This is a genomic window from Agromyces salentinus, assembly GCF_009749395.1.
Classification (GTDB): domain Bacteria; phylum Actinomycetota; class Actinomycetes; order Actinomycetales; family Microbacteriaceae; genus Agromyces; species Agromyces salentinus.
Genome location: NZ_WBIR01000014.1, coordinates 79535 through 97736, shown reverse-complemented (window position 1 = coordinate 97736; position 18202 = coordinate 79535). Strand labels below are relative to the sequence as shown.

The window sequence follows — 18202 nt, the reverse complement described above, 5'->3', positions numbered from 1 at the left end:
GGAACCGGGGGTTCACCGGATGTCGTGGCGGGCGCGGCATCCGTAGCGTGGAATCACCACCACGAACAGGAGTTGGTTTCCATGACCACCGCAACCGCCACCACGCCGCAGTCCACGCTCGACCCGAGTGCGCCCTACGGCCAGACCGAGCGCACCGCAACCGCGGAGACGACGGGCTTCAGCATCTCGAGCCTCGTGCTCGGCATCGTGTCGATCTTCGCGAGCTTCACGTTCTTCGTGCCGGTCATCGGACTCGTGCTCGGCATCATGGCGCTCAAGCGCGAGCCCGCCTCGCGCACGATGGCGATCTGGGGCATCGTGCTGAACGGCGTCATGCTGGCCGGCACCGTCCTCGCCACGCTCGGCGCGCTCGTGTTCGGGCTCGTCATGCTGCCCTTCGCCTTCATCTAGACGGCGTCTCCGGACACCTCCGGCGGTAGGCTCGTAGACGCCTATCGACCCGGAGGTGTTCGTGACGTCGACGTCAGAAATCCCAGCCCTCACCCGAACCGAGACCGACTCGCTCGGCTCGGTCGAGATCCCGGCGGAGGCCTACTGGGGCGTGCACACGATGCGCGCGCTCGAGAACTTCCCGATCTCGAAGCGGCCGATCTCGGTCTACCCCGAGCTCATCGTGGCCCTCGCCTCGGTCAAGCAGGCCGCGGCCCGCGCCAACCGCGACGTGGGCGTGCTCAGCGGCCCGAAGGCCGAGCGCATCGACGAGGCCTGCCAGCGCATCATCGACGGCGAGTTCCACGAGCAGTTCGTGGTCGGCGTGATCCAGGGCGGCGCGGGCACCTCGACGAACATGAACGCCAACGAGGTCATCGCCAACGTCGCCCTCGAGCTCGCCGGGTACGCCAAGGGGCGCTACGACGTGCTCCACCCGATCGACGACGTCAATCGGAGCCAGTCGACGAACGACACCTACCCGACGGCGCTGAAGCTCGCGATGACCTTCTCGCTGACGACCATGCTCGATGAACTCGAACTGCTCCGCCGCTCGTTCGCGGCCAAGGGCCTCGAGTTCCACAGCGTGCTCAAGGTCGGCCGCACGCAGTTGCAGGACGCCGTGCCGATGACGCTCGGGCAGGAGTTCCACGGCTTCGCGACGACGCTCGGCGAAGACCTCGAGCGCCTCCGCGAGACCATCAAGCTGCTCGGCGAGGTGAACCTCGGCGCCACGGCGATCGGCACGGGCATCACGGCCGACCCCGGCTACGCGGGCCGTGCCGTCGCGCATCTCAGCGAGATCACGGGCCAGCGCCTCGTGTCGGCGCCCGACCTCATCGAGGCGACGAGCGACACCGGCGTGTTCATGACGTTCTCGAGCGCCCTCAAGCGCAGCGCGATCAAGCTCTCCAAGATCTGCAACGACCTCCGGCTGCTCTCGTCGGGCCCGCAGGCCGGATTCGGCGAGATCAACCTGCCGCCGAGGCAGGCGGGATCCAGCATCATGCCGGGCAAGGTCAATCCCGTCATCCCCGAGGCCGTCAGCCAGGTCGCCTACGCAATCGCCGGAGCCGACCTGACCGTGACGATGGCCGCCGAGAGCGGCCAGTTGCAGCTGAACGCCTTCGAGCCGGTCATCGCCCACTCGCTGCTCCAGTCCATCACCTGGATGCGCCAGGCCTGCTGGACCCTGCGCGTCAACTGCGTCGACGGCATCACCGCGAACACCGATCGCCTCGCCGCGATGGTCGGCTCGAGCGTCGGCATGATCACGGCCCTCATCCCGTTCATCGGCTACTCCGAGGCATCCGCGTTGGCCAAGCATGCGCTCGCGACGGGCCGGCCGGTGGCCGACCTGGTGGTCGAGGCCGGGCTGATGACCCGCGAATCGGTCGAGGCGCAGCTCGTGCCGTCGAAGCTGTCGGGCATCACGCCGATCACGCAGGCGATCCCCGTGATCGACCTGCAGGGCGAGCCCTCGGAGTGAGCCGGTGAGCCGCGGCGGCGACCCGGGCCGGCTCAGATGACGCGGCAGTGCGTGGTGAGCGAGCCGATGCCGCCGATGCTGACCGTGACCGTTGACCCGTCGCGCAGGAACACGGGCGGCTTCCGGGAGTAGCCGGCGCCGCCCGGGCTGCCCGTGGAGATGAGGGTCCCGGGCGGGATCGTCGCCGATCGCGACAGGAGCGAGATGATCTCGGCGACGCTGCGCACCATCTCGGAGGTCGAGGCGTCCTGCATGATGCTGCCGTCGAGGTTCGTGGTGAGCCAGAGTTCCTGGGGGTCGGGGATCTCATCGGCCGTCACGACGACCGGACCCGTCGGCGTGAACCCGTCGAAGGACTTGCACCTGGACCACTGCGCCTCGCTGAACTGGATGTCGCGCGCCGTGATGTCGTTGACGACCGTGTAGCCCCACACGTAGTCGAGCGCGTCGCGGGCGTGGACGCCGCGCGCCGGGCGGCCGATGATGACGCCCAGTTCGGCCTCGTAGTCGACCTGGGTCGTGAGGTCCTCGGGCCAGGTCGTCGTGGCCCCGTGCGCGGTGAGCGAGTTCGGCCACAGCGAGAAGATCGTCATCGCCGTCTCGGATCGCAGCTTCAGCTCGGACGCATGGGCGGCGTAGTTCGCGCCGATGGCGATGACCTGCGCCGGGCGGAGCACCGCCGAGGAGTGCCGGAGGTCGGCGACCGGATGCCGCGGCAGGGTGCCGGGGGCTGCAGGGTCGGACGCGACGGGATCGACCGCGCCGCGCGCGGGCTCTGCCGCGCCGACGGACGTGCCCGGCTCGGCCGCGCCGACGGCCGAGCGCACCCTGGCGAGGCCCTCGGGGCCCTGCTCGATCAGGTCCTGCAGGTCGCGTGGTGCACGGCGCATGACCTCGTCGAGGAAGATCGCGGATTCGCCCTCCACCACGGCGAGTCGGGGGGTCGTCTGGCCTTCGACTCTGAGGTGCGCAAATCTCACCCCTTCAGACTATCCGGGGGCCGAGGCCGACTGCTGTGCACAACGTACAAGATCAGGTGATGCGAACGACATGATGTCGACGGGGGATCGCGAGGTTCGGCGGCACCCTGCGCACATCGCTCCCGGAGAACATCCGAAGTATGATCGGGCTTCGCGGTCCGAAACTGCGGTGAAGTCGCCCTTCTCAGGGCTTGACGCGGCAGACATCGGATGTTTATGCTCATGATGCCCACGAAAGGACCTCATGAGCACCATCGTCAGCGTTGACACGACGGACATCCGCTTCCCGACCTCCCTCCAGCTGGACGGCTCGGACGCGATGAACCCCGATCCCGACTACTCGGCGGCGTACATCAGCATCGGCACCGACGCATCAGATGGGCTCGAGGGCCACGCCTTCGTCTTCACCATCGGTCGTGGCAACGATGTCCAGGTCGCGGCGCTCGACGCCCTTCGGGGCCACCTGCTCGGCCAGGACGTCGAGTCGCTCCTCGACGACATGGGCGCCACCTGGCGGCTGCTCGCCCACGACTCCCAGCTCCGCTGGCTCGGGCCCGAGAAGGGCGTCATGCACATGGCGATCGGCGCCGCCATCGACGCGCTCTGGGACCTCAAGGCCAAGCGCGCGGGCATGCCGCTGTGGCGGCTCCTGTCCCGGATGTCGCCCGAGCAGCTCGTGGACCTGGTCGACTTCCGCTACCTCTCCGACGCGCTCACCCGCGATGAGGCCCTCGACATCCTGCGCTCGGCGGAGCCGCGGCGCGGCGAGCGGGAGGCCGAACTGCTCGCGGTCGGCTACCCCGCGTACACCACGACGCCCGGGTGGCTCGGCTACTCCGACGAGAAGCTCGAGCGTCTCTGCCGGGAGGCGGTCGCCGAGGGCTTCCCCCAGATCAAGCTCAAGGTGGGCAGCGACCTCGCCGAGGACCGCCGTCGGCTCGCGATCGCCCGCGCCGCGGTCGGGCCCGGCTTCCCGATCGCCATCGACGCGAACCAGCGATGGGATGTCGCCGACGCGATCGCCTGGGTCAATGCGCTGGCCGAGTTCGACGTCGCCTGGATCGAGGAGCCCACGAGCCCCGACGACATCCTCGGACACGCCGCCATCGCCCGCGGCGTCGCCCCGGTCCGGGTCGCGACCGGAGAGCACGTGGCCAACCGCGTCGTCTTCAAGCAACTGCTCCAGGCCGGTGGCATGGACGTCATGCAGATCGACGCCACCCGGGTCGGCGGCGTGAACGAGAACATCGCGAACCTGCTGCTCGCCGCGAAGTTCGGCGTTCCCGTGTGCCCGCATGCCGGGGGAGTCGGCCTCTGCGAGGCGGTGCAGCACCTCTCGATGTTCGACTTCGTCGCGGTCTCCGGGAGCATGGAGGGCCGCATGATCGAGTTCGTCGACCACCTCCACGAGCACTTCACGACGCCGGCGGTCGTCGAGCGCGGGCGCTACCTCGTGCCGGAGGCCCCCGGAGCCGGCACCGAGATGCACCCGGCATCCATCGCGGAGTACACCTGGCGCGGCATCCGCGTCGGCGAGGTGCCGGCATGACCGATTCCGCACCCTCCGGCGACGTGGCCGGGACCCCGCTGCTGGATCTCACCGGGGTGAGCAAGGGGTTCCCCGGCGTGCAGGCGCTCGACGACGTGAGCCTCGAGCTCCGCCGCGGCGAGGTGCTCGCGCTCGTGGGCGAGAACGGGGCGGGCAAGTCCACGCTCATGAAGCTGCTCGCCGGCATCTACACGCCCGACGCGGGCGTCTTTCGCCTGAACGGCGAGGAGATCACGATCGAGGGGCCCAAGCACGCCCAGGAACTCGGCATCTCGATCATCCACCAGGAGTTCAACCTCATGCCCGACCTCACGGTCGCGCAGAACATCTACATCGGCCGGGAGCAGCGCGCTGCGGGGTTCTTCCTCGACGAGCGCAGCCTCAACCGCCGCGCCCGCAAGCTCTTCGAGGGCCTCGGCCTCGCCCTCGACCCGACGGAACGCGTCGAGAACCTCACCGTGGCCAAGCAGCAGATGGTCGAGATCGCGAAGGCGCTCTCGTTCGAGGCCAAGGTGCTCATCATGGACGAGCCGACCGCGGCGCTGAACGACGCCGAGGTCGACGTGCTCTTCGAGCTCATCGGCCGGTTCCGCCGCCCCGAGACGGGCGTCGTCTACATCTCGCACCGCATGGAGGAGCTCACGCGCATCTCCGACCGCATCACCGTGCTCCGCGACGGTCGCAACGTCGGCACGCGGGTCACGGCCGAGACCGACCAGCGCGAGGTCATCTCGCTCATGGTCGGCCGCGAGATCTCGGGTGAGCAGCGTCCCGCCGCCCGCCCGATCGACGGGGCGCCCGTGCTGAGCGTCGAGCACCTGTCCACGAGGTCGCTGCTCCGCGACGTCGGCTTCGAGGTGCATGCCGGCGAGATCCTCGGGTTCGCCGGGCTCATGGGCGCCGGCCGCACGGAGGTCGCCAGGGCGATCGTCGGGGCGGATCCTCGCGAATCCGGCGAGATCCGGATGCACGGCAAGGCGGTCTCGATCGGTAATCCCGCCGAGGCATCCCGTCATGGCATCGGCTACCTCTCCGAGGACCGCAAGCACCTCGGCGTCCTGCTCGAACGCAGCGTGCGCGAGAACATCGTGCTCTCCGCGTTGCGGGACTACACGTCGGCGCTGGGCTTCGTCAACGATGCCCGCATCGAGGCGACCGGTCGCGACTACATCGAACGGCTCCGCATCAAGACGCCCTCGAGCGCGCAGCTCGTGCAGAACCTCTCCGGCGGCAACCAGCAGAAGGTCGTCATCGCCAAGTGGCTCGCCAAGGACTGCGACGTGCTCATCTTCGACGAGCCGACCCGCGGCATCGACGTCGGCGCGAAGGAGGAGATCTACGCACTGCTGAAGGGCCTCGCCGAGCAGGGCAAGGCCATCATCATGATCTCCTCCGAACTGCCGGAGGTGCTGCGACTCTCCGATCGCATCGCCGTCATGGCCGAGGGCCGCCTCACCGCCATCCTCGACAACGCGGATGCCACGCAGGAGAACCTCATGGACTACGCAACCCGATTCTCGAGCGAAGGAACGATCGCATGACGAGCCCCACCGTGACGCCACCGACGTCGGACCGGTCTCCCTCCACCACCGCATTCGCCGCGATCGACAAGGGCACGCCCCGGTTCGCGCGCCTGCGCGGGTCCCTGCAGCAGCTGCTCGCGTTCGCGAGCCTCATCCTCATCGTCGTCGTGTTCTCGATCGCGAGCCCGCACTTCTTCACGGCCAACAATCTCGTGTCGATCCTCACGGCCGCGACGGTCACGGGCGTCCTCGCGCTCGGAACGACGTTCGTGATCATCACGGGCGGCATCGACCTCTCGATCGGCACCGGGATGGTGCTCTGCGGCGTGATGGCCGGCGTCTTCCTGACCTACCTGGGCTGGCCGCTCTGGGCCGGCGTCGCCGCCACCATCCTCTTCGGCGGCCTCATCGGGCTCATCAACGGCGTCAACATCTCGGTGCTCGGCATCCCGCCCTTCATCGCGACGCTCGGCATGATGCTCATCGCCGCCGGGCTCTCGCTCGTCATCTCGGGCACGAAGCCGATCTACTTCAACGAGACCCCCGAGTTCCAGTCGATCATGAACCTCTCGATCATCCCGGGCATCCGCTTCCCGATGGGCGTCGCCATCTTCATCGTGATGATCGTGGTCGCCGCGGTGCTGCTGTCCAAGACCATCCTCGGCCGGTACACGTTCTCGATCGGGTCGAACGAGGCGGCGACGGCGCTCTCCGGCGTCAACGTGCGTCGCTGGAAGATCGTCATCTACACGCTCGCGGGGCTCTTCGTGGGCTTGGCGGGCGTCCTCAGCGCCTCGCGACTCTCCTCGGCCCAACCCACCGGGGGCATGGGCCTCGAGCTCGAGGCGATCGCCGCGGTGGTCATCGGCGGCACCTCGCTCCAGGGCGGCAAGGGGTCGATCGTCGGCACGGTCATCGGCGCGCTCATCATGGCCGTGCTCACCAACGGCCTGCGCATCATCTCGGTGCCGCAGGAATGGCAGTCGGTCGCCGTCGGCATCGTGATCCTCGTCGCCGTCTACCTCGACATGCTGCGACGTCGTCGCGCCTGATCCGTCCGCGGCCGGCAGCATCCGGGCCGTGGAGGCAAGTAAACGCACCATCGAATCCGAAACACACCAAGGAGTGAGCATGTTCAAGAAGCGCACGATCGGCACCGTCGCCGGTCTCGTCGCAGCAGCCTTCGTCCTCGCGGGCTGCGCCGACAGCGGAGCCACGACGGGTGGCGACGCAGGCGGCGACACGCCGTACGTCGCCCTCGTCTCGAAGGGCTTCCAGCACCAGTTCTGGCAGGCCGTCAAGTCCGGCGCCGAGCAGGCGGCCGAGGAGTTCGACGTCGAGATCACGTTCGAGGGGCCCGACACCGAGGCCGACGTCGACCAGCAGATCCAGATGCTGCAGACCGCGCTCGACAAGGGTCCGGCCGCGATCGGTTTCGCGGCCCTCGACAGCCAGGCCGCCGGCCCGCTGCTCCAGCAGGCCAAGGACTCGAACATCCCCGTCATCGCGTTCGACTCCGGCGTCGACAGCGACATCCCACTGACCACCGCGGCGACCGACAACCTGGCCGCGGCGGCGGAGGCCGCGAAGCACATGGCCGACGCCGTCGGCCACGAGGGCAAGGTCGCCCTCGTCGTGCACGACCAGACCTCGGTCACGGGTCAGGAGCGCCGCGACGGGTTCGTGGAGTACATGGAGGAGAACGAGCCCGACATCGAGATCGTCGACATCCAGTACGGCGGCGGCGACCAGGCCAAGTCGGCCGACCTCGCCAAGGCGATCATCGCCGCGAACCCCGACCTCAAGGGCATCTACGGATCGAACGAGGGCTCCGCGATCGGCGTCGTGCAGGCCGTCAAGGAGCTCGGCATCGACCCGGCCGCACTCGCCGTCGTCGGCTTCGATTCCGGCAAGGCCCAGATGGACGCGATCCGCGACGGGCTGATGCTCGGCGCGATCACCCAGAACCCGGTCGGCATCGGCTACGAGACCGTGAAGGCCGCCGTTGAGGCGATCAACGGCGAGGACCTGCCCGAGACGATCGACACGGGCTACTACTGGTACGACGCCGCCAACATCGACGACGAGGAGATCCAGGCCGTCCTGTACGAGTAGGACCGGCCCGAACCGAGGGGGCGTCGACGAGTCGGCGCCCCCTCCGTCGTGCCCGCGCATGTCCCGCAGCCCTGTGGCGTGCGCACGCCGCGGCCGGAGCCCTGTGTCCTGCGCTCGTCGCGCCTGGCGTCGCCGTATCCTGCGCGCATCGCGCCTGCCGTCGTCCCGATCAGAGGGCGGAGCGCAGCCAGTGCTCGACGCCGCTGACGTGGGTCAGGGTGAGGGCATGCGCGAGGTCGGCATCACCGCTCGCGATCGCGTCGAGGATCGCGTGGTGCTCGTGGAGGGTGCGGTCGACCGCGTTCTCCTCGGTGATGCCCCGCCAGACGCGAGCGCGCACCGTGTGACCCGAGATGGAGTCGATGAGGCTCGCGAGGTAGGCGTTGCCCGTGGCCTCGGCGATGCCGCGGTGGAACTCGAGGTCGTGCGACACGAGGCCTTCGACGTCCGTCGCGTCGTCGACGCCGGCGACCACGGTTCGCAGCCGCTCGACGGTCTCGGCATCGACCCTGCGGGCGGCCAGGGACGCCGCGGCCGGCTCGAGGATGCGACGCACCGCGAAGATCTCGAGCACCGACTGGTCGTCGTGCAGGTCGACCACGAACGACATCGCCTCGAGGAGCAGCCGGGGCTCGAGGCTCGTGACGTAGGTGCCGTCGCCGCGTCGCACGTCGAGGACGCGGATGACCTCGAGCGCCTTGACGGCTTCGCGAAGCGAGGAGCGGGAGAGGCCCAGTCGCTCGCTGAGCTCCTTCTCGGGCGGCAGACGATCGCCTGGGGCGAGTTCGCCGGAGAGGATCATCTCCTTGATCTTCAGGATCGCTTCGTCGGTGACGGCCATACGGGCATCGTAGCGCGGCGACGCCGAGACATCCGATCTTTCAGGCGGCCCGCCAGAGGTGCATCGACGCGTAGCTGCGCCACGGCGCCCACCGGCTGCCGACGGTCGCGAGCTCGCGCGCGGCGTGCGGCAGGCCGAGCTTCGCGGCGCCGTTGCGAAGGGCGAGATCACCGGTGAGGAGTACGTCGGGTGCCCCGGTCACCCGCATCGCGACGTAGCCGGCCGTCCAGGGGCCGATGCCGGGGACCTCGAGCAGGCGCGCCTCGAGGTCGTGCCGTTCGCGGTCGGCCGCCACGACGAGGGCGCCCGAGGCGAGCCGGTTCGCGACGTCGACGATCGTGCGGATGCGCGCCAGGGGCCCGCGCAGCACCTCGGCGCCGTGCTCGGCGATCGCCGCGGCGCTGGGGAAGAGGATGTCCGGCCCGTCGAAGCCGGCGACGCGCTCGCCGAGGTCGCCGGCCAGGCGACCGAGCGCCGTGCGTGCCGCGGCCACGGAGACCTGCTGCCCGATCAGCGCACGGAAGACCAGCTCGTGGGGGTCGAGGCAGCCGGGTACCCGCATGCCGGGGACCGCTGCGACCGAGGGGGCCAACGCCGGGTCGGACGCCAGGGCCGCGTCGATGGCGACGGCGTCGGCATCGAGGTCGAAGAGCCGCCGGACCCGGGCGACGAGCGGCGGCAGGTCGGCGAGGCCGGTCAGCCTGGCCGTCACCCGGATGCCGGGCGCGGCCCGGTCGCCGTCGGGCGCGAGTTCGACGAGGGCCGGTCCGCCCGGCAGCCGCAGGGTGCGCCGGAAACCGGGCCGACCCTCGGGCGACGTGGAGGACTCCTCGACCCCGGCGACCGTGCGCGCGGCGAGCCAGGAGAAGACGCCGTCGGCGTCGAACGGTGCTCGGGCCGGGAGGCGGAGGTACACGGCCCCGGAGTCCGTCGCGCTCATGCCCGCGCGCTCGCCGGCGCCCCCGCTCGCGGCGCCGGCATCGTCCGTCGCGGGCCGGCCCTCGAGCGAGATCGCGATGCCGCCCCCGCCGCCCCCTCGCGTCACGTCGGCGCGCCCGACGGCGGGGCGGTGGCCCCGTTCGCGGACCAGCGCCGCGGCCCGCACCTCGAGCGGACTGCGCTCGTAGACCTCCCGGATCGTCTCGTTGAACTGGCGCACGCTGCCGAACCCGGAGGCGAAGGCGACATCGGCCACGGGCAGCGTGGTCGACGTGAGCAGCGCCCTCGCCGTCTGCGCCCGGTGCGCGCGTGCGAGGGCGAGCGGCCCGGCGCCGAGCTCCGCGGTGAGGACGCGGGTGAGATGCCGCGGCGTGTACCCGAGCCGTGCCGCGAGGCCGGGGACGCCCTCGCGCTCGACGAGGCCGTCGGCGATGAGCCGCATGGCGCGCGCGGCGAGGTCGTCGCGCAGGTTCCACTCGGGGGAGCCGGGCACCGCGTCGGGCAGGCAGCGCTTGCACGCGCGGAGCCCGGCCTCGTGCGCGGCCGCGGCGGTGAGGTAGAAGGTCACGTTCGACGGCTTGGGGGAGACGGCGGGGCAGCTCGGCCGGCAGTAGATGCCCGTCGAGTGCACGCCCGTGATGAACTGGCCGTCGAAGCGGGCGTCGCGGGCCTGCATCGCGCGATATCGCTCGGAGAAGGTCGGGTCGGCGGTGCGGGAGTCGGCTGCGGGCATGACTCCACGATCCCACGAGCCGCCGACGTGGACTCGCGGGATTCGGACATCACCCGCGCCGCCTATGCTGGCGGGATGCCGCACGACCTGCTCTCCCGACTCACCGCCGAGCTCGGCCCACACGTCACGACCGACCCGGCCGCGCTCGAGGCGACCCGCCTGGACCGCTCGGGCTGGCGGAGCGCCCATGTCCCGCTCGCGCTCGTGCACGCGGCCTCCGTCGACGAGGTGCAGGCCGTCATGCGCCTCGCGCACGAGACGCGCACCCCCGTCGTGCCGCGGGGCGCGGGCACCGGACTCGCGGGCGGCGCCATCGCGAGCGCCGGAGCGATCGTGCTCGACCTCTCGCGCATGAACCGGGTGCTCGAGGTCTCCGAGGCCGACGAGCTCGCGGTGGTCGAGCCCGGCGTGCTGAACGGCGACCTCAACGACGCCATCGCCCCCCTCGGCCTGTGGTTCGCCCCCGACCCCGCGAGCCGGGCGATCTCGTCGATCGGCGGCAACATCGCGACGAACGCGGGCGGCCTGCTCTGCGCGAAGTACGGCGTGACTCGCGAGTCGGTGCTGGGCCTCGCCGTCGTGCTCGCCGACGGACGCCTGCTCCGCACCGGGCACCGTACGGTCAAGGGCGTCACGGGGTACGACCTCACAGCGCTCATGACGGGCTCCGAGGGCACGCTCGGCGTCATCGTCGAGGCCACGGTGCGACTGCGGCCGCGCGTGAGCGGGGACATCGTCACCGTCGCCGCGATGTTCCCCGACGTCGAGGCCGCCGCCGCGGCATCCGCCGCCGTCACGTCCGCCCGCATCCGCCCCGCGATGCTCGAGCTGATCGACGCGGCGGGGCTCGCCCGCGTCGCCGAGTACCTCGGCGCCCCAGCCCTCGAGGACACCCCGCTCGCGTCGCTCGCCCCGGGTGAGACCTTCCTCCTGGCCCAGACGGATGCCGCCGGCGCGGCCGAGGAGGCCACGGCGATCGCCGCCATCTTCGCGCAGGCCGGCGGGCGGGTGTCGACCTCGACGGATGCCGCGTCGGGCGAACGGCTCGTGGCCATCCGCCGGGCGATGCATCCGGCCCTCGCCTCGCGCGGGCAGGTGCTCATCGAGGACGTGGCGGTGCCCCGCTCGCGGTTGCCCGAGATGTTCCGCGCGATCGAGCGCATCGGTGCCGCGCACGGTCTCGTGATCCCCACGCTCGCGCACGCCGGCGACGGCAACCTGCACCCCAACTTCGTCTTCGACGGCGAACCCGGCGCGGTGCCCGAGCACGTGTGGGCCGCGGCCGACGAGATGTTCCGCGAGGCCGTACGGCTGGGCGGCACGCTCACGGGCGAGCACGGCGTCGGCGTGCTGAAGCGGCGATGGCTCGCCGACGAGCTCGGTGAGGACTCGTTCGAGTTGCAACGCGGGATCAAGGCCCTGTTCGACCCGACCGGCATCCTGAACCCCGGCGTGATGTTCGAGGTGGCGGCATGAGCGACCGGATCCACGACCAGGGCGGCTCCGGCCGCGTTCCGCTCCACCCCCCGGGGCCGACGCTGAATCCGGGCCCCAGCCCGCACGTGCTCGCGCAGTTCGCGGCGCCACCGCGACGGCGGCTGCGAGGCGGCGTGTTCGGGCCGATCGGCATCCTCGTCGCCGCGCTGATCGGCGCGATCGTCTTCGCGTACCTCGCGTCCGCGCTCGGCACGTCGACGCTCGTCATCGGTTCCCTCCTCGCGCTCGTGCCGCTCACGATCGTGCTGCTCGCGGTGCGCTGGGTCGACCGGTGGGAGCCCGAGCCGCGTTGGGCGCTGTGGTTCGCGTTCCTCTGGGGCGCCGCCGTCTCGGTGGCCATCGCGCTCGTCGTCGACACCGGGGTGCAGCTCGCCGTCGCGTTCGCGACCTCGGCGGGGCCCGACGCCGCGGTGCAGGCGGTCGTGCAGGCGCCGCTCGTCGAGGAGGTCGCCAAGGGCCTCGGCGTCCTGCTGCTGTTCACGTTCTCGCGGAGCCACTTCGACGGCCCCGTCGACGGGCTCGTGTACGCGGCGACGGTCGCCGCCGGGTTCGCGTTCACCGAGAACATCCTCTACTTCGGCTCCTCGCTCATCGAGGGCGGCGGCGCCGCCCTCGGGGCCACCTTCGTGGTGCGCGGCCTCTTCTCGCCCTTCGCGCACGTGCTGTTCACCGTCTGCACGGGCGTCGCGATCGGCCTCGGCGCTCGCCGCACGCGCGGGCCGGGCATCATCGTCTGGTTCCTCGGCGGACTGGCCTGCGCCGTCGCCCTGCACGCCCTCTGGAACGGCTCGCTCACGTTCGCCTCCGACGCGGTGGTGCTCTACCTGCTCGTGCAGGTGCCGATCTTCATCGGCGCGATCGTCATCACCGTGCTGCTCCGCCGTCAGGAGCGCACGATCACGCGCGACCGCCTGCAGGAGTACGCCGCCGCCGGCTGGTTCAACCCCGACGAGGTCGACGGGCTCGCCACCGCGTCCGGCCGCGCACAGGCGATCGCGTGGGGCCGTGCGCAGCAGCCGCCGCGCACCGAGCAGGTGCGCCGCTTCATCTCGGATGCCACGCGCTTGGCGTTCACGCGTCAGGCGATCGTCACCGGGCGGGCCGATGCGCGCCGGCTCGCCGACGAGCGCGAGCTCCTCGAGCAGGTCGCGGCCGACCGGCGGGCGATCGCCGGCTGACACCCGCGTCAGCGACCCTCCGCCCACCGCGCCCGGTCTGCATGCAGTGGATCGTCCCGCGACCTTCTGCGCGCCGGGACCTCCCGCGAGGTCCTGCGTGCTGGAGGGAGGCTCGCAGGCGTCCTCCAGCCGGCGGAACGTCGCGGGAGGGCGGGGGCAGACAAAAAACTCGCCGCCCTGCGGTGTGGCAATGCCGACATCTCTGCGGGGCGACGAGTTCTCGGATTCCAGCGTGCGACATGTTCGCAGTCAGCGCAAGAGGGGGGTGGACGCTTGTCCACGACGGCGGGCTCATATTGGATGGATCACATGACTGACACCAACAGCAAGCCCGAGATCGACGCCCCCGAGGGACCGGCTCCCGCCGACCTCGTCATCGAGGACATCGTCGTGGGCGACGGCGCCGAGGCGACGCCCGGCTCGACGGTCGACGTGCACTACCTCGGCGTCGAGTACGACACCGGCGACGAGTTCGACTCCTCGTGGAGCCGCAACCAGTCGATCAACTTCCCGCTGCAGGCGCTCATCGCCGGCTGGCAGGAGGGCATCCCCGGCATGAAGGTCGGCGGTCGACGCAAGCTCATCGTGCCGCCGCACAAGGCCTACGGTCCCGCCGGCGGCGGGCACCGCCTCTCCGGCCAGACCCTGATCTTCGTGATCGACCTGCTCGGCGTCAGCTGAGTCCGGCGAACCAGCACAGCGACACCTGAACCACCGAAGGCCGGCGGGGCGAGATCCCGCCGGCCTTCGTCGTGCGCCGCGGTGCCGTTCAGCAGGATGGCTCCGGCGCCACCCGTGCCGTGGATCGGCAGCCACGGGGCATCCGCTCGGCTACGATCGGCGGGTGCCGAAGACGTTCACTCCCTACCTCGTGCTGTGCGCCGTCCACCTCGTGCTCCTCGAGACGGGGCCGGAGCCGGCGGTGACCTGGACCAAGGCGCTGCTGATGCCGTTGCTGGCCCTCGGGGTCGTCTTCGCGTGCCGCTCGAGCGGCACCCGCGCGCCCGTCCTGCTGCTCCTCGCGATCGGGTTCTCCTGGGCGGGCGACGTCGCGCTGTCGTTCCCCGGGCTGTTCGTCGTCGGGCTCTGCGGGTTCCTGCTCGCGCACCTGGCCTACATCACCGTCTTCCTGCGGGTCCCGGGCGAGCGGATGCCGGGCGAACGCCGACGGCCCCCGCTCTGGACCCTCGTCTACGCGGCCTGGTTCGTCGGGTTCCTCGCCCTGCTCGGCCCGCACACGGGCGCCCTGCTGGTGCCGGCCGCGGCGTACGGCCTCGTCCTCGGCCTGATGGCCGCGTTCGCAGCCAGCCGCGGCACCGTCATGGCGGTCGGCGGCGCACTGTTCGTCGTGTCGGACACGGTCCTGGGGCTCGGGCGCTTCCTGCCGGGGTACGCCTTCGCGCCGCACGACCTCGTCGTCATGTCGACCTACCTCGCGGCGCAGCTGCTCATCTCGCTCGGGGTGCTCGCGGCGCTTCGCGCTTCGGCTCGGTCGTCGTCTGCACCCGGTCGACCAGCTGCCGCCACGGCCCCGTGAGCTGACGCTCGGCGAGCGTCGCCTCCTGGGGTTCGACGAGCGGATCGTCGTGCTGCCCCGCGCCCGACTGGGGCCGCGGTTCGGACGCGTCGTCGCCCCCGTCATCCGCGGCGGCTCCGTCGTCGTCGGGCGATGCGGACGATGCGGTCGGTGCGGGCGATGCGGATGCTGCGGGCGGGTGCGCGTCGACGTCGGCGGCAGGCGGCGCGACCGCGGCGTCCGCGACATCCGTCTCGAACGGGGCGGGCTCGCACCGGATGTCCCAGGTGAACCGGTCCGTCTCGGGCGGAGCGGGAGGGACCTCGTTCCACGGGATCTGCTCGATGAGCAGGATCCACTCGTCGGCGTCGGGTTGGTCGTCGACGCGCACATGCCAGGTCAGGCGGAGGCCGGCGAGGCCGCCGCTTCGGGAGACGAAGACGTCCATGCCTCGAACGTTACCCCTGCTGCGTCACCCCTGCGCGCCCTCGACCGCGACGCCGACCTCCTGCCAGCCCTCGCGGACGGCGCGGAGCTCGAGCGAATCGGGACCGAACCGGAGCTCGGCCTGCCGCAGCGTCTCGGCCGCGAACTGCTCGAACGTGGCGTTTTCGCCCAGGCGCCCGGAGGTGAGCGTGTCGTACCAGATGCGCCCCACGCTCTCCCAGGCGAAGCCGTCGATCTGCCGCGCGGCGAGGGCGAACGCCCGGTTCGGGATGCCCGAGTTCAGGTGCACCCCGCCGTTGTCCTCCCTCGTCTCGATGTAGTCGCGCATGTGCGCGGGCTGCGGGTCGCGGCCGAGCACGTCGTCGTCGTAGGCCGTGCCGGGCTCGAGCATGGAGCGGAGTGCCCGACCCTGCACCGCGTCGGTGAAGATGCCCTCGCCGATGAGCCAGGTCGCCGCGGTGGCGTCCTGGCCGAGCGCGTACTGCTCGACGAGCGCGCCGAACGCGTCGGAGACGTGCTCGTTGAGCGCGCCCGACTGGCCCTGGTACCGCAGGCGGGCGGTGTGCTCGGTCACGCCGTGCGCGAGCTCGTGCCCGATGACGCTCAGCGAGTCGGTGAACCCGGTGAAGATCTCGCCGTCGCCGTCGCCGAAGACCATGCGCTCGCCGTCCCAGAAGGCGTTGTCGTAGGCGCGGCCGAAGTGCACCGTGGCCTCGAGCGGCATGCCGGCGCCGTCGATCGAGTCGCGGCCGAAGACGCGATCGAAGAGCCGATGCGTGTCGCCGAGACCGTCGTAGGCGTCGTCGACGGCCTCGTCGCCCGTGGCGCGCTCGCCCTCTCGGCGCACGAGCCGGCCGGGCAGCGTCTCGCGGCCCTCGGCGTCGGAGATGCGCCGGTCGGGCTGCGACGGCGCATCGGGCAGGGCGCTCGGCTGGTCGGGCGCATCGGGCACGATGAGCGGCAGGCGTGCCGGCGGGAGACGGAGCAGCGCTCGCCGCGCGGCCTCGGCCGCGAGCGGGAACCGCGGATCGGCGGACTCCGCGATGCGGTCGAGCAGGTAGGGCGGAACGATCGTCGGCATGCGTCGATGCTCGCATCCACTGCCGACATCGGCGGGCGGCGCGCGGGCCGCGCCGCGCGAATAGGCTGGAGTGGTGACCTCAACCCCGCTCCTCGGCCTCCTCCTCGACGTCGACGGTCCCATCGCGAGCCCCGTGACCCGCTCGATCGCGATCGACTCGATCGCCCGCGACCTCGCGGAGCTCGCGAACGCGCGCAATCCCGTCATCTTCAACACGGGGCGGTCGGACGCGTTCATCGCCGAACAGGTCGTGCCGCCGCTCCTCGCCGCCGGCCTGCAGCCCGGCGCGCCGGTCTGGGCGATCTGCGAGAAGGGCGCCGTCTGGGCGGAGATCGGCCGGCAGGGGCTCGGCGAGGTGTTCGTCGACCTCGACCTCGCGATGCCCGCCGACTTCGCCGCCGACATGCGCGCCTACGTCGCCGAGCACTTCGACGAGTTCGGGTTCTTCGACGACACCAAGCGCGCCATGGTCTCGGTCGAGCAGCACGTGCACGTGGCATCCGACGACTACCTCCGCGCGCAGCCGCGGTTCGACGCCCACGCCCACGAGGCGCTCGCCTCGCGCGGATTCGGCACGGTGCGTGAGGACGACGAGCGACCGGATGCCGCGGGGCGCGTGCAGTGGCGCATCGATCCCACGATCATCTCGACCGACGTCGAGTCCGTGCGCCTCGGCAAGGACCTCGGCGCGGAGCGCGCCGTCGCGCTGCTCGACGAGCGCGGCATCCGGCCCCGGAACTGGCGCACGATGGGCGACTCGCGCGGCGACTACCGCATGGCCGACTGGCTCGCCGAACGCGGCGAGTCCGTGCGCCACGTCGACGTGCGCCCGGCCGAGGGCATCCCGGCGACGTCGTACCCGGTGCTGACCGCGGGCGAGCTGATCCACGACGAGGCGGGCGCGCGCTTCCTCTCCCGCTGGGCCGAGGCGTCGCGTCGCGGCCAACTCGCCGACGACGAGTAGGGGGCTGCCGTGCCGCACACGACCGTCGCCGACGCCGCCGACGTCGCCGCGCTGCGGACGCATCCGATCGCGCTCCTGCCGGCGCTCCTCGTCTGCGGCGCCGCCGTGCTGCTCTTCGGGTTCATGGTGCCGCTCGCGGGGTACGCGATGCTCGCCGTCGGGCTCGTCGTCGCGTGGCTCTGCGACCGCTCCGGGCGCACCGAGCGCCTGCTCGCCGACCTCGCGCTCATCGCGGTCGGCCAGGTCATCATCTCGACGGTGTCGCTGAAGGCGGACCTCTCCGATGCGGGCATGGTGCGCTTCGCGGTCGTGCTCGGACTCGCGGTGCTCGTGCCGTACCTGATCTCGAGGTACGTCTACCGCGAGCACGTCATCCGCTTCCCGTGGCGCACCGGGCGGCGCTGGAACCGGACGCAGTGGCTCTACCTGATCTTCGTGACCCTCGCCGGCTGGCTGATCCTGCCGTTCTACTTCATCACCTCGGGGGTCTACCAGAACTGGCCGACGGTGACCGAGCCCGACACGATCGCGCGCCTGTTCGTCGGCGTCGCCGCCGTCGGCACGTGGGACGAGCTGTTCTTCATCTGCACGGTCTTCGTGCTGCTGCGCCGGCACTTCCCGTCGTGGCAGGCGAACCTCCTGCAGGCGATCGTGTTCGTGTCCTTCCTCTGGGAACTCGGCTACCAGTCGTGGGGCCCGCTGCTGACGATCCCGTTCGCGCTCATCCAGGGCTACACGTTCAAGCTCACGCAGTCGCTCCTGTACGTGTTCGTGGTGCACATGCTCTTCGACGCCGTGGTGTTCGCCGTGATCGTCTACGCGCACACCGGCTGGCCGGCGATCTTCCTGCTCGCGCCGTAGCGCCGCATCCGTCGCTCGACGGAGCGGAGGAATCCGCAC

General features: G+C 71.2%; 17 protein-coding genes. 12 read left to right on the top strand and 5 right to left on the bottom strand.

What is annotated here, in order from left to right:
• The first annotated feature begins 81 nt into the window (after nucleotides 1-81).
• Complete coding sequence (locus tag GQQ95_RS13510) at nucleotides 82-411, top strand: DUF4190 domain-containing protein (protein ID WP_246205502.1); 330 nt, start codon at nucleotides 82-84, stop codon at nucleotides 409-411.
• A gap of 61 nt (nucleotides 412-472) precedes the next feature.
• The gene (locus GQQ95_RS13505) at nucleotides 473-1939 is read left to right on the top strand and encodes an aspartate ammonia-lyase (protein ID WP_246205500.1); all 1467 of its coding nucleotides are present in this window, start codon (nucleotides 473-475) and stop codon (nucleotides 1937-1939) included.
• A 32-nt stretch (nucleotides 1940-1971) separates the two neighbouring features.
• Here GQQ95_RS13505 and GQQ95_RS13500 read toward each other — a convergent pair whose 3' ends face one another.
• Nucleotides 1972-2919, bottom strand: coding sequence for a fumarylacetoacetate hydrolase family protein (locus GQQ95_RS13500; protein ID WP_246205499.1), 948 nt, complete (start codon nucleotides 2917-2919; stop codon nucleotides 1972-1974).
• A 244-nt stretch (nucleotides 2920-3163) separates the two neighbouring features.
• Between GQQ95_RS13500 and GQQ95_RS13495 the strand changes: the two genes are divergently transcribed.
• The 4 genes from GQQ95_RS13495 to GQQ95_RS13480 all read left to right on the top strand — a co-directional run bounded on the left by GQQ95_RS13495 (nucleotide 3164) and on the right by GQQ95_RS13480 (nucleotide 8106).
• A complete protein-coding gene (locus GQQ95_RS13495; RefSeq protein ID WP_157428190.1) occupies nucleotides 3164-4468 on the top strand; it encodes an enolase C-terminal domain-like protein in 1305 nt (434 codons plus the stop codon).
• Nucleotides 4465-6009, top strand: coding sequence for a sugar ABC transporter ATP-binding protein (locus GQQ95_RS13490; protein ID WP_157428189.1), 1545 nt, complete (start codon nucleotides 4465-4467; stop codon nucleotides 6007-6009). Before GQQ95_RS13495 ends, GQQ95_RS13490 begins: the two co-directional genes overlap by 4 nt.
• Nucleotides 6006-7043 carry an ABC transporter permease gene (locus GQQ95_RS13485; protein WP_157428188.1) on the top strand — a complete coding sequence of 346 codons (1038 nt, stop codon included), beginning with the start codon at nucleotides 6006-6008 and terminating at the stop codon, nucleotides 7041-7043. The genes GQQ95_RS13490 and GQQ95_RS13485 overlap by 4 nt, the downstream gene beginning before the upstream one ends.
• 79 nt (nucleotides 7044-7122) lie before the next feature.
• A complete protein-coding gene (locus GQQ95_RS13480; RefSeq protein WP_157428187.1) occupies nucleotides 7123-8106 on the top strand; it encodes an ABC transporter substrate-binding protein in 984 nt (327 codons plus the stop codon).
• A gap of 169 nt (nucleotides 8107-8275) precedes the next feature.
• Here the strand turns inward: GQQ95_RS13480 and GQQ95_RS13475 are convergent, their stop codons facing one another.
• Together GQQ95_RS13475 and GQQ95_RS13470 are read right to left on the bottom strand one after the other, a co-directional pair.
• Nucleotides 8276-8947 carry a FadR/GntR family transcriptional regulator gene (locus tag GQQ95_RS13475; protein ID WP_157428186.1) on the bottom strand — a complete coding sequence of 224 codons (672 nt, stop codon included), beginning with the start codon at nucleotides 8945-8947 and terminating at the stop codon, nucleotides 8276-8278.
• Nucleotides 8948-8987: 40 nt separating this feature from the next.
• Complete coding sequence (locus GQQ95_RS13470) at nucleotides 8988-10619, bottom strand: DNA-3-methyladenine glycosylase 2 family protein (RefSeq protein WP_157428185.1); 1632 nt, start codon at nucleotides 10617-10619, stop codon at nucleotides 8988-8990.
• 75 nt (nucleotides 10620-10694) lie between these two features.
• On the opposite strand from GQQ95_RS13470, the gene GQQ95_RS13465 reads away from it, so the two are divergent.
• From GQQ95_RS13465 to GQQ95_RS13450, 4 genes are all read left to right on the top strand, one after another.
• On the top strand, nucleotides 10695-12095 hold the full coding sequence (locus GQQ95_RS13465; RefSeq protein ID WP_157428184.1) for an FAD-binding oxidoreductase: 1401 nt from the start codon (nucleotides 10695-10697) through the stop codon (nucleotides 12093-12095).
• A complete protein-coding gene (locus tag GQQ95_RS13460; RefSeq protein ID WP_157428183.1) occupies nucleotides 12092-13294 on the top strand; it encodes a PrsW family intramembrane metalloprotease in 1203 nt (400 codons plus the stop codon). Before GQQ95_RS13465 ends, GQQ95_RS13460 begins: the two co-directional genes overlap by 4 nt.
• 309 nt (nucleotides 13295-13603) lie before the next feature.
• Nucleotides 13604-13975 (top strand): FKBP-type peptidyl-prolyl cis-trans isomerase, encoded by a 372-nt coding sequence (locus GQQ95_RS13455; RefSeq protein WP_157428182.1) that lies wholly within the window; start codon nucleotides 13604-13606, stop codon nucleotides 13973-13975.
• A gap of 163 nt (nucleotides 13976-14138) precedes the next feature.
• Nucleotides 14139-14831 carry a lysoplasmalogenase gene (locus GQQ95_RS13450; protein WP_157428181.1) on the top strand — a complete coding sequence of 231 codons (693 nt, stop codon included), beginning with the start codon at nucleotides 14139-14141 and terminating at the stop codon, nucleotides 14829-14831.
• Here GQQ95_RS13450 and GQQ95_RS13445 read toward each other — a convergent pair.
• Both GQQ95_RS13445 and GQQ95_RS13440 read right to left on the bottom strand, forming a co-directional pair.
• On the bottom strand, nucleotides 14743-15258 hold the full coding sequence (locus tag GQQ95_RS13445) for a protealysin inhibitor emfourin (protein WP_157428180.1): 516 nt from the start codon (nucleotides 15256-15258) through the stop codon (nucleotides 14743-14745). The genes GQQ95_RS13450 and GQQ95_RS13445 overlap by 89 nt on opposite strands.
• A gap of 24 nt (nucleotides 15259-15282) precedes the next feature.
• On the bottom strand, nucleotides 15283-16338 hold the full coding sequence (locus tag GQQ95_RS13440) for a M4 family metallopeptidase (RefSeq protein WP_157428179.1): 1056 nt from the start codon (nucleotides 16336-16338) through the stop codon (nucleotides 15283-15285).
• 73 nt (nucleotides 16339-16411) lie between these two features.
• Here GQQ95_RS13440 and GQQ95_RS13435 point away from each other — a divergent pair, with 73 nt between their 5' ends.
• Together GQQ95_RS13435 and GQQ95_RS13430 are read left to right on the top strand one after the other, a co-directional pair.
• Nucleotides 16412-17302 (top strand): hypothetical protein, encoded by an 891-nt coding sequence (locus tag GQQ95_RS13435; protein WP_157428178.1) that lies wholly within the window; start codon nucleotides 16412-16414, stop codon nucleotides 17300-17302.
• A gap of 9 nt (nucleotides 17303-17311) precedes the next feature.
• Nucleotides 17312-18163: a CPBP family intramembrane glutamic endopeptidase gene (locus GQQ95_RS13430; protein ID WP_425482579.1), complete on the top strand. Its 852-nt coding sequence runs from the start codon at nucleotides 17312-17314 to the stop codon at nucleotides 18161-18163.
• Nucleotides 18164-18202 lie beyond the last annotated feature (39 nt).

What these genes read in the sequence shown, in the direction of transcription:
- GQQ95_RS13480 (WP_157428187.1), top strand. Translation starts at nt 7,123, where the DNA reads ATGTTCAAGAAGCGCACGATCGGCACCGTCGCCGGTCTCGTCGCAGCA.
- GQQ95_RS13445 (WP_157428180.1), bottom strand. Translation starts at nt 15,258, where the DNA reads ATGGACGTCTTCGTCTCCCGAAGCGGCGGCCTCGCCGGCCTCCGCCTG.
- GQQ95_RS13460 (WP_157428183.1), top strand. Translation starts at nt 12,092, where the DNA reads ATGAGCGACCGGATCCACGACCAGGGCGGCTCCGGCCGCGTTCCGCTC.
- GQQ95_RS13510 (WP_246205502.1), top strand. Translation starts at nt 82, where the DNA reads ATGACCACCGCAACCGCCACCACGCCGCAGTCCACGCTCGACCCGAGT.
- GQQ95_RS13475 (WP_157428186.1), bottom strand. Translation starts at nt 8,947, where the DNA reads ATGGCCGTCACCGACGAAGCGATCCTGAAGATCAAGGAGATGATCCTC.
- GQQ95_RS13440 (WP_157428179.1), bottom strand. Translation starts at nt 16,338, where the DNA reads ATGCCGACGATCGTTCCGCCCTACCTGCTCGACCGCATCGCGGAGTCC.
- GQQ95_RS13465 (WP_157428184.1), top strand. Translation starts at nt 10,695, where the DNA reads ATGCCGCACGACCTGCTCTCCCGACTCACCGCCGAGCTCGGCCCACAC.
- GQQ95_RS13490 (WP_157428189.1), top strand. Translation starts at nt 4,465, where the DNA reads ATGACCGATTCCGCACCCTCCGGCGACGTGGCCGGGACCCCGCTGCTG.
- GQQ95_RS13495 (WP_157428190.1), top strand. Translation starts at nt 3,164, where the DNA reads ATGAGCACCATCGTCAGCGTTGACACGACGGACATCCGCTTCCCGACC.
- GQQ95_RS13485 (WP_157428188.1), top strand. Translation starts at nt 6,006, where the DNA reads ATGACGAGCCCCACCGTGACGCCACCGACGTCGGACCGGTCTCCCTCC.
- GQQ95_RS13470 (WP_157428185.1), bottom strand. Translation starts at nt 10,619, where the DNA reads ATGCCCGCAGCCGACTCCCGCACCGCCGACCCGACCTTCTCCGAGCGA.
- GQQ95_RS13455 (WP_157428182.1), top strand. Translation starts at nt 13,604, where the DNA reads ATGACTGACACCAACAGCAAGCCCGAGATCGACGCCCCCGAGGGACCG.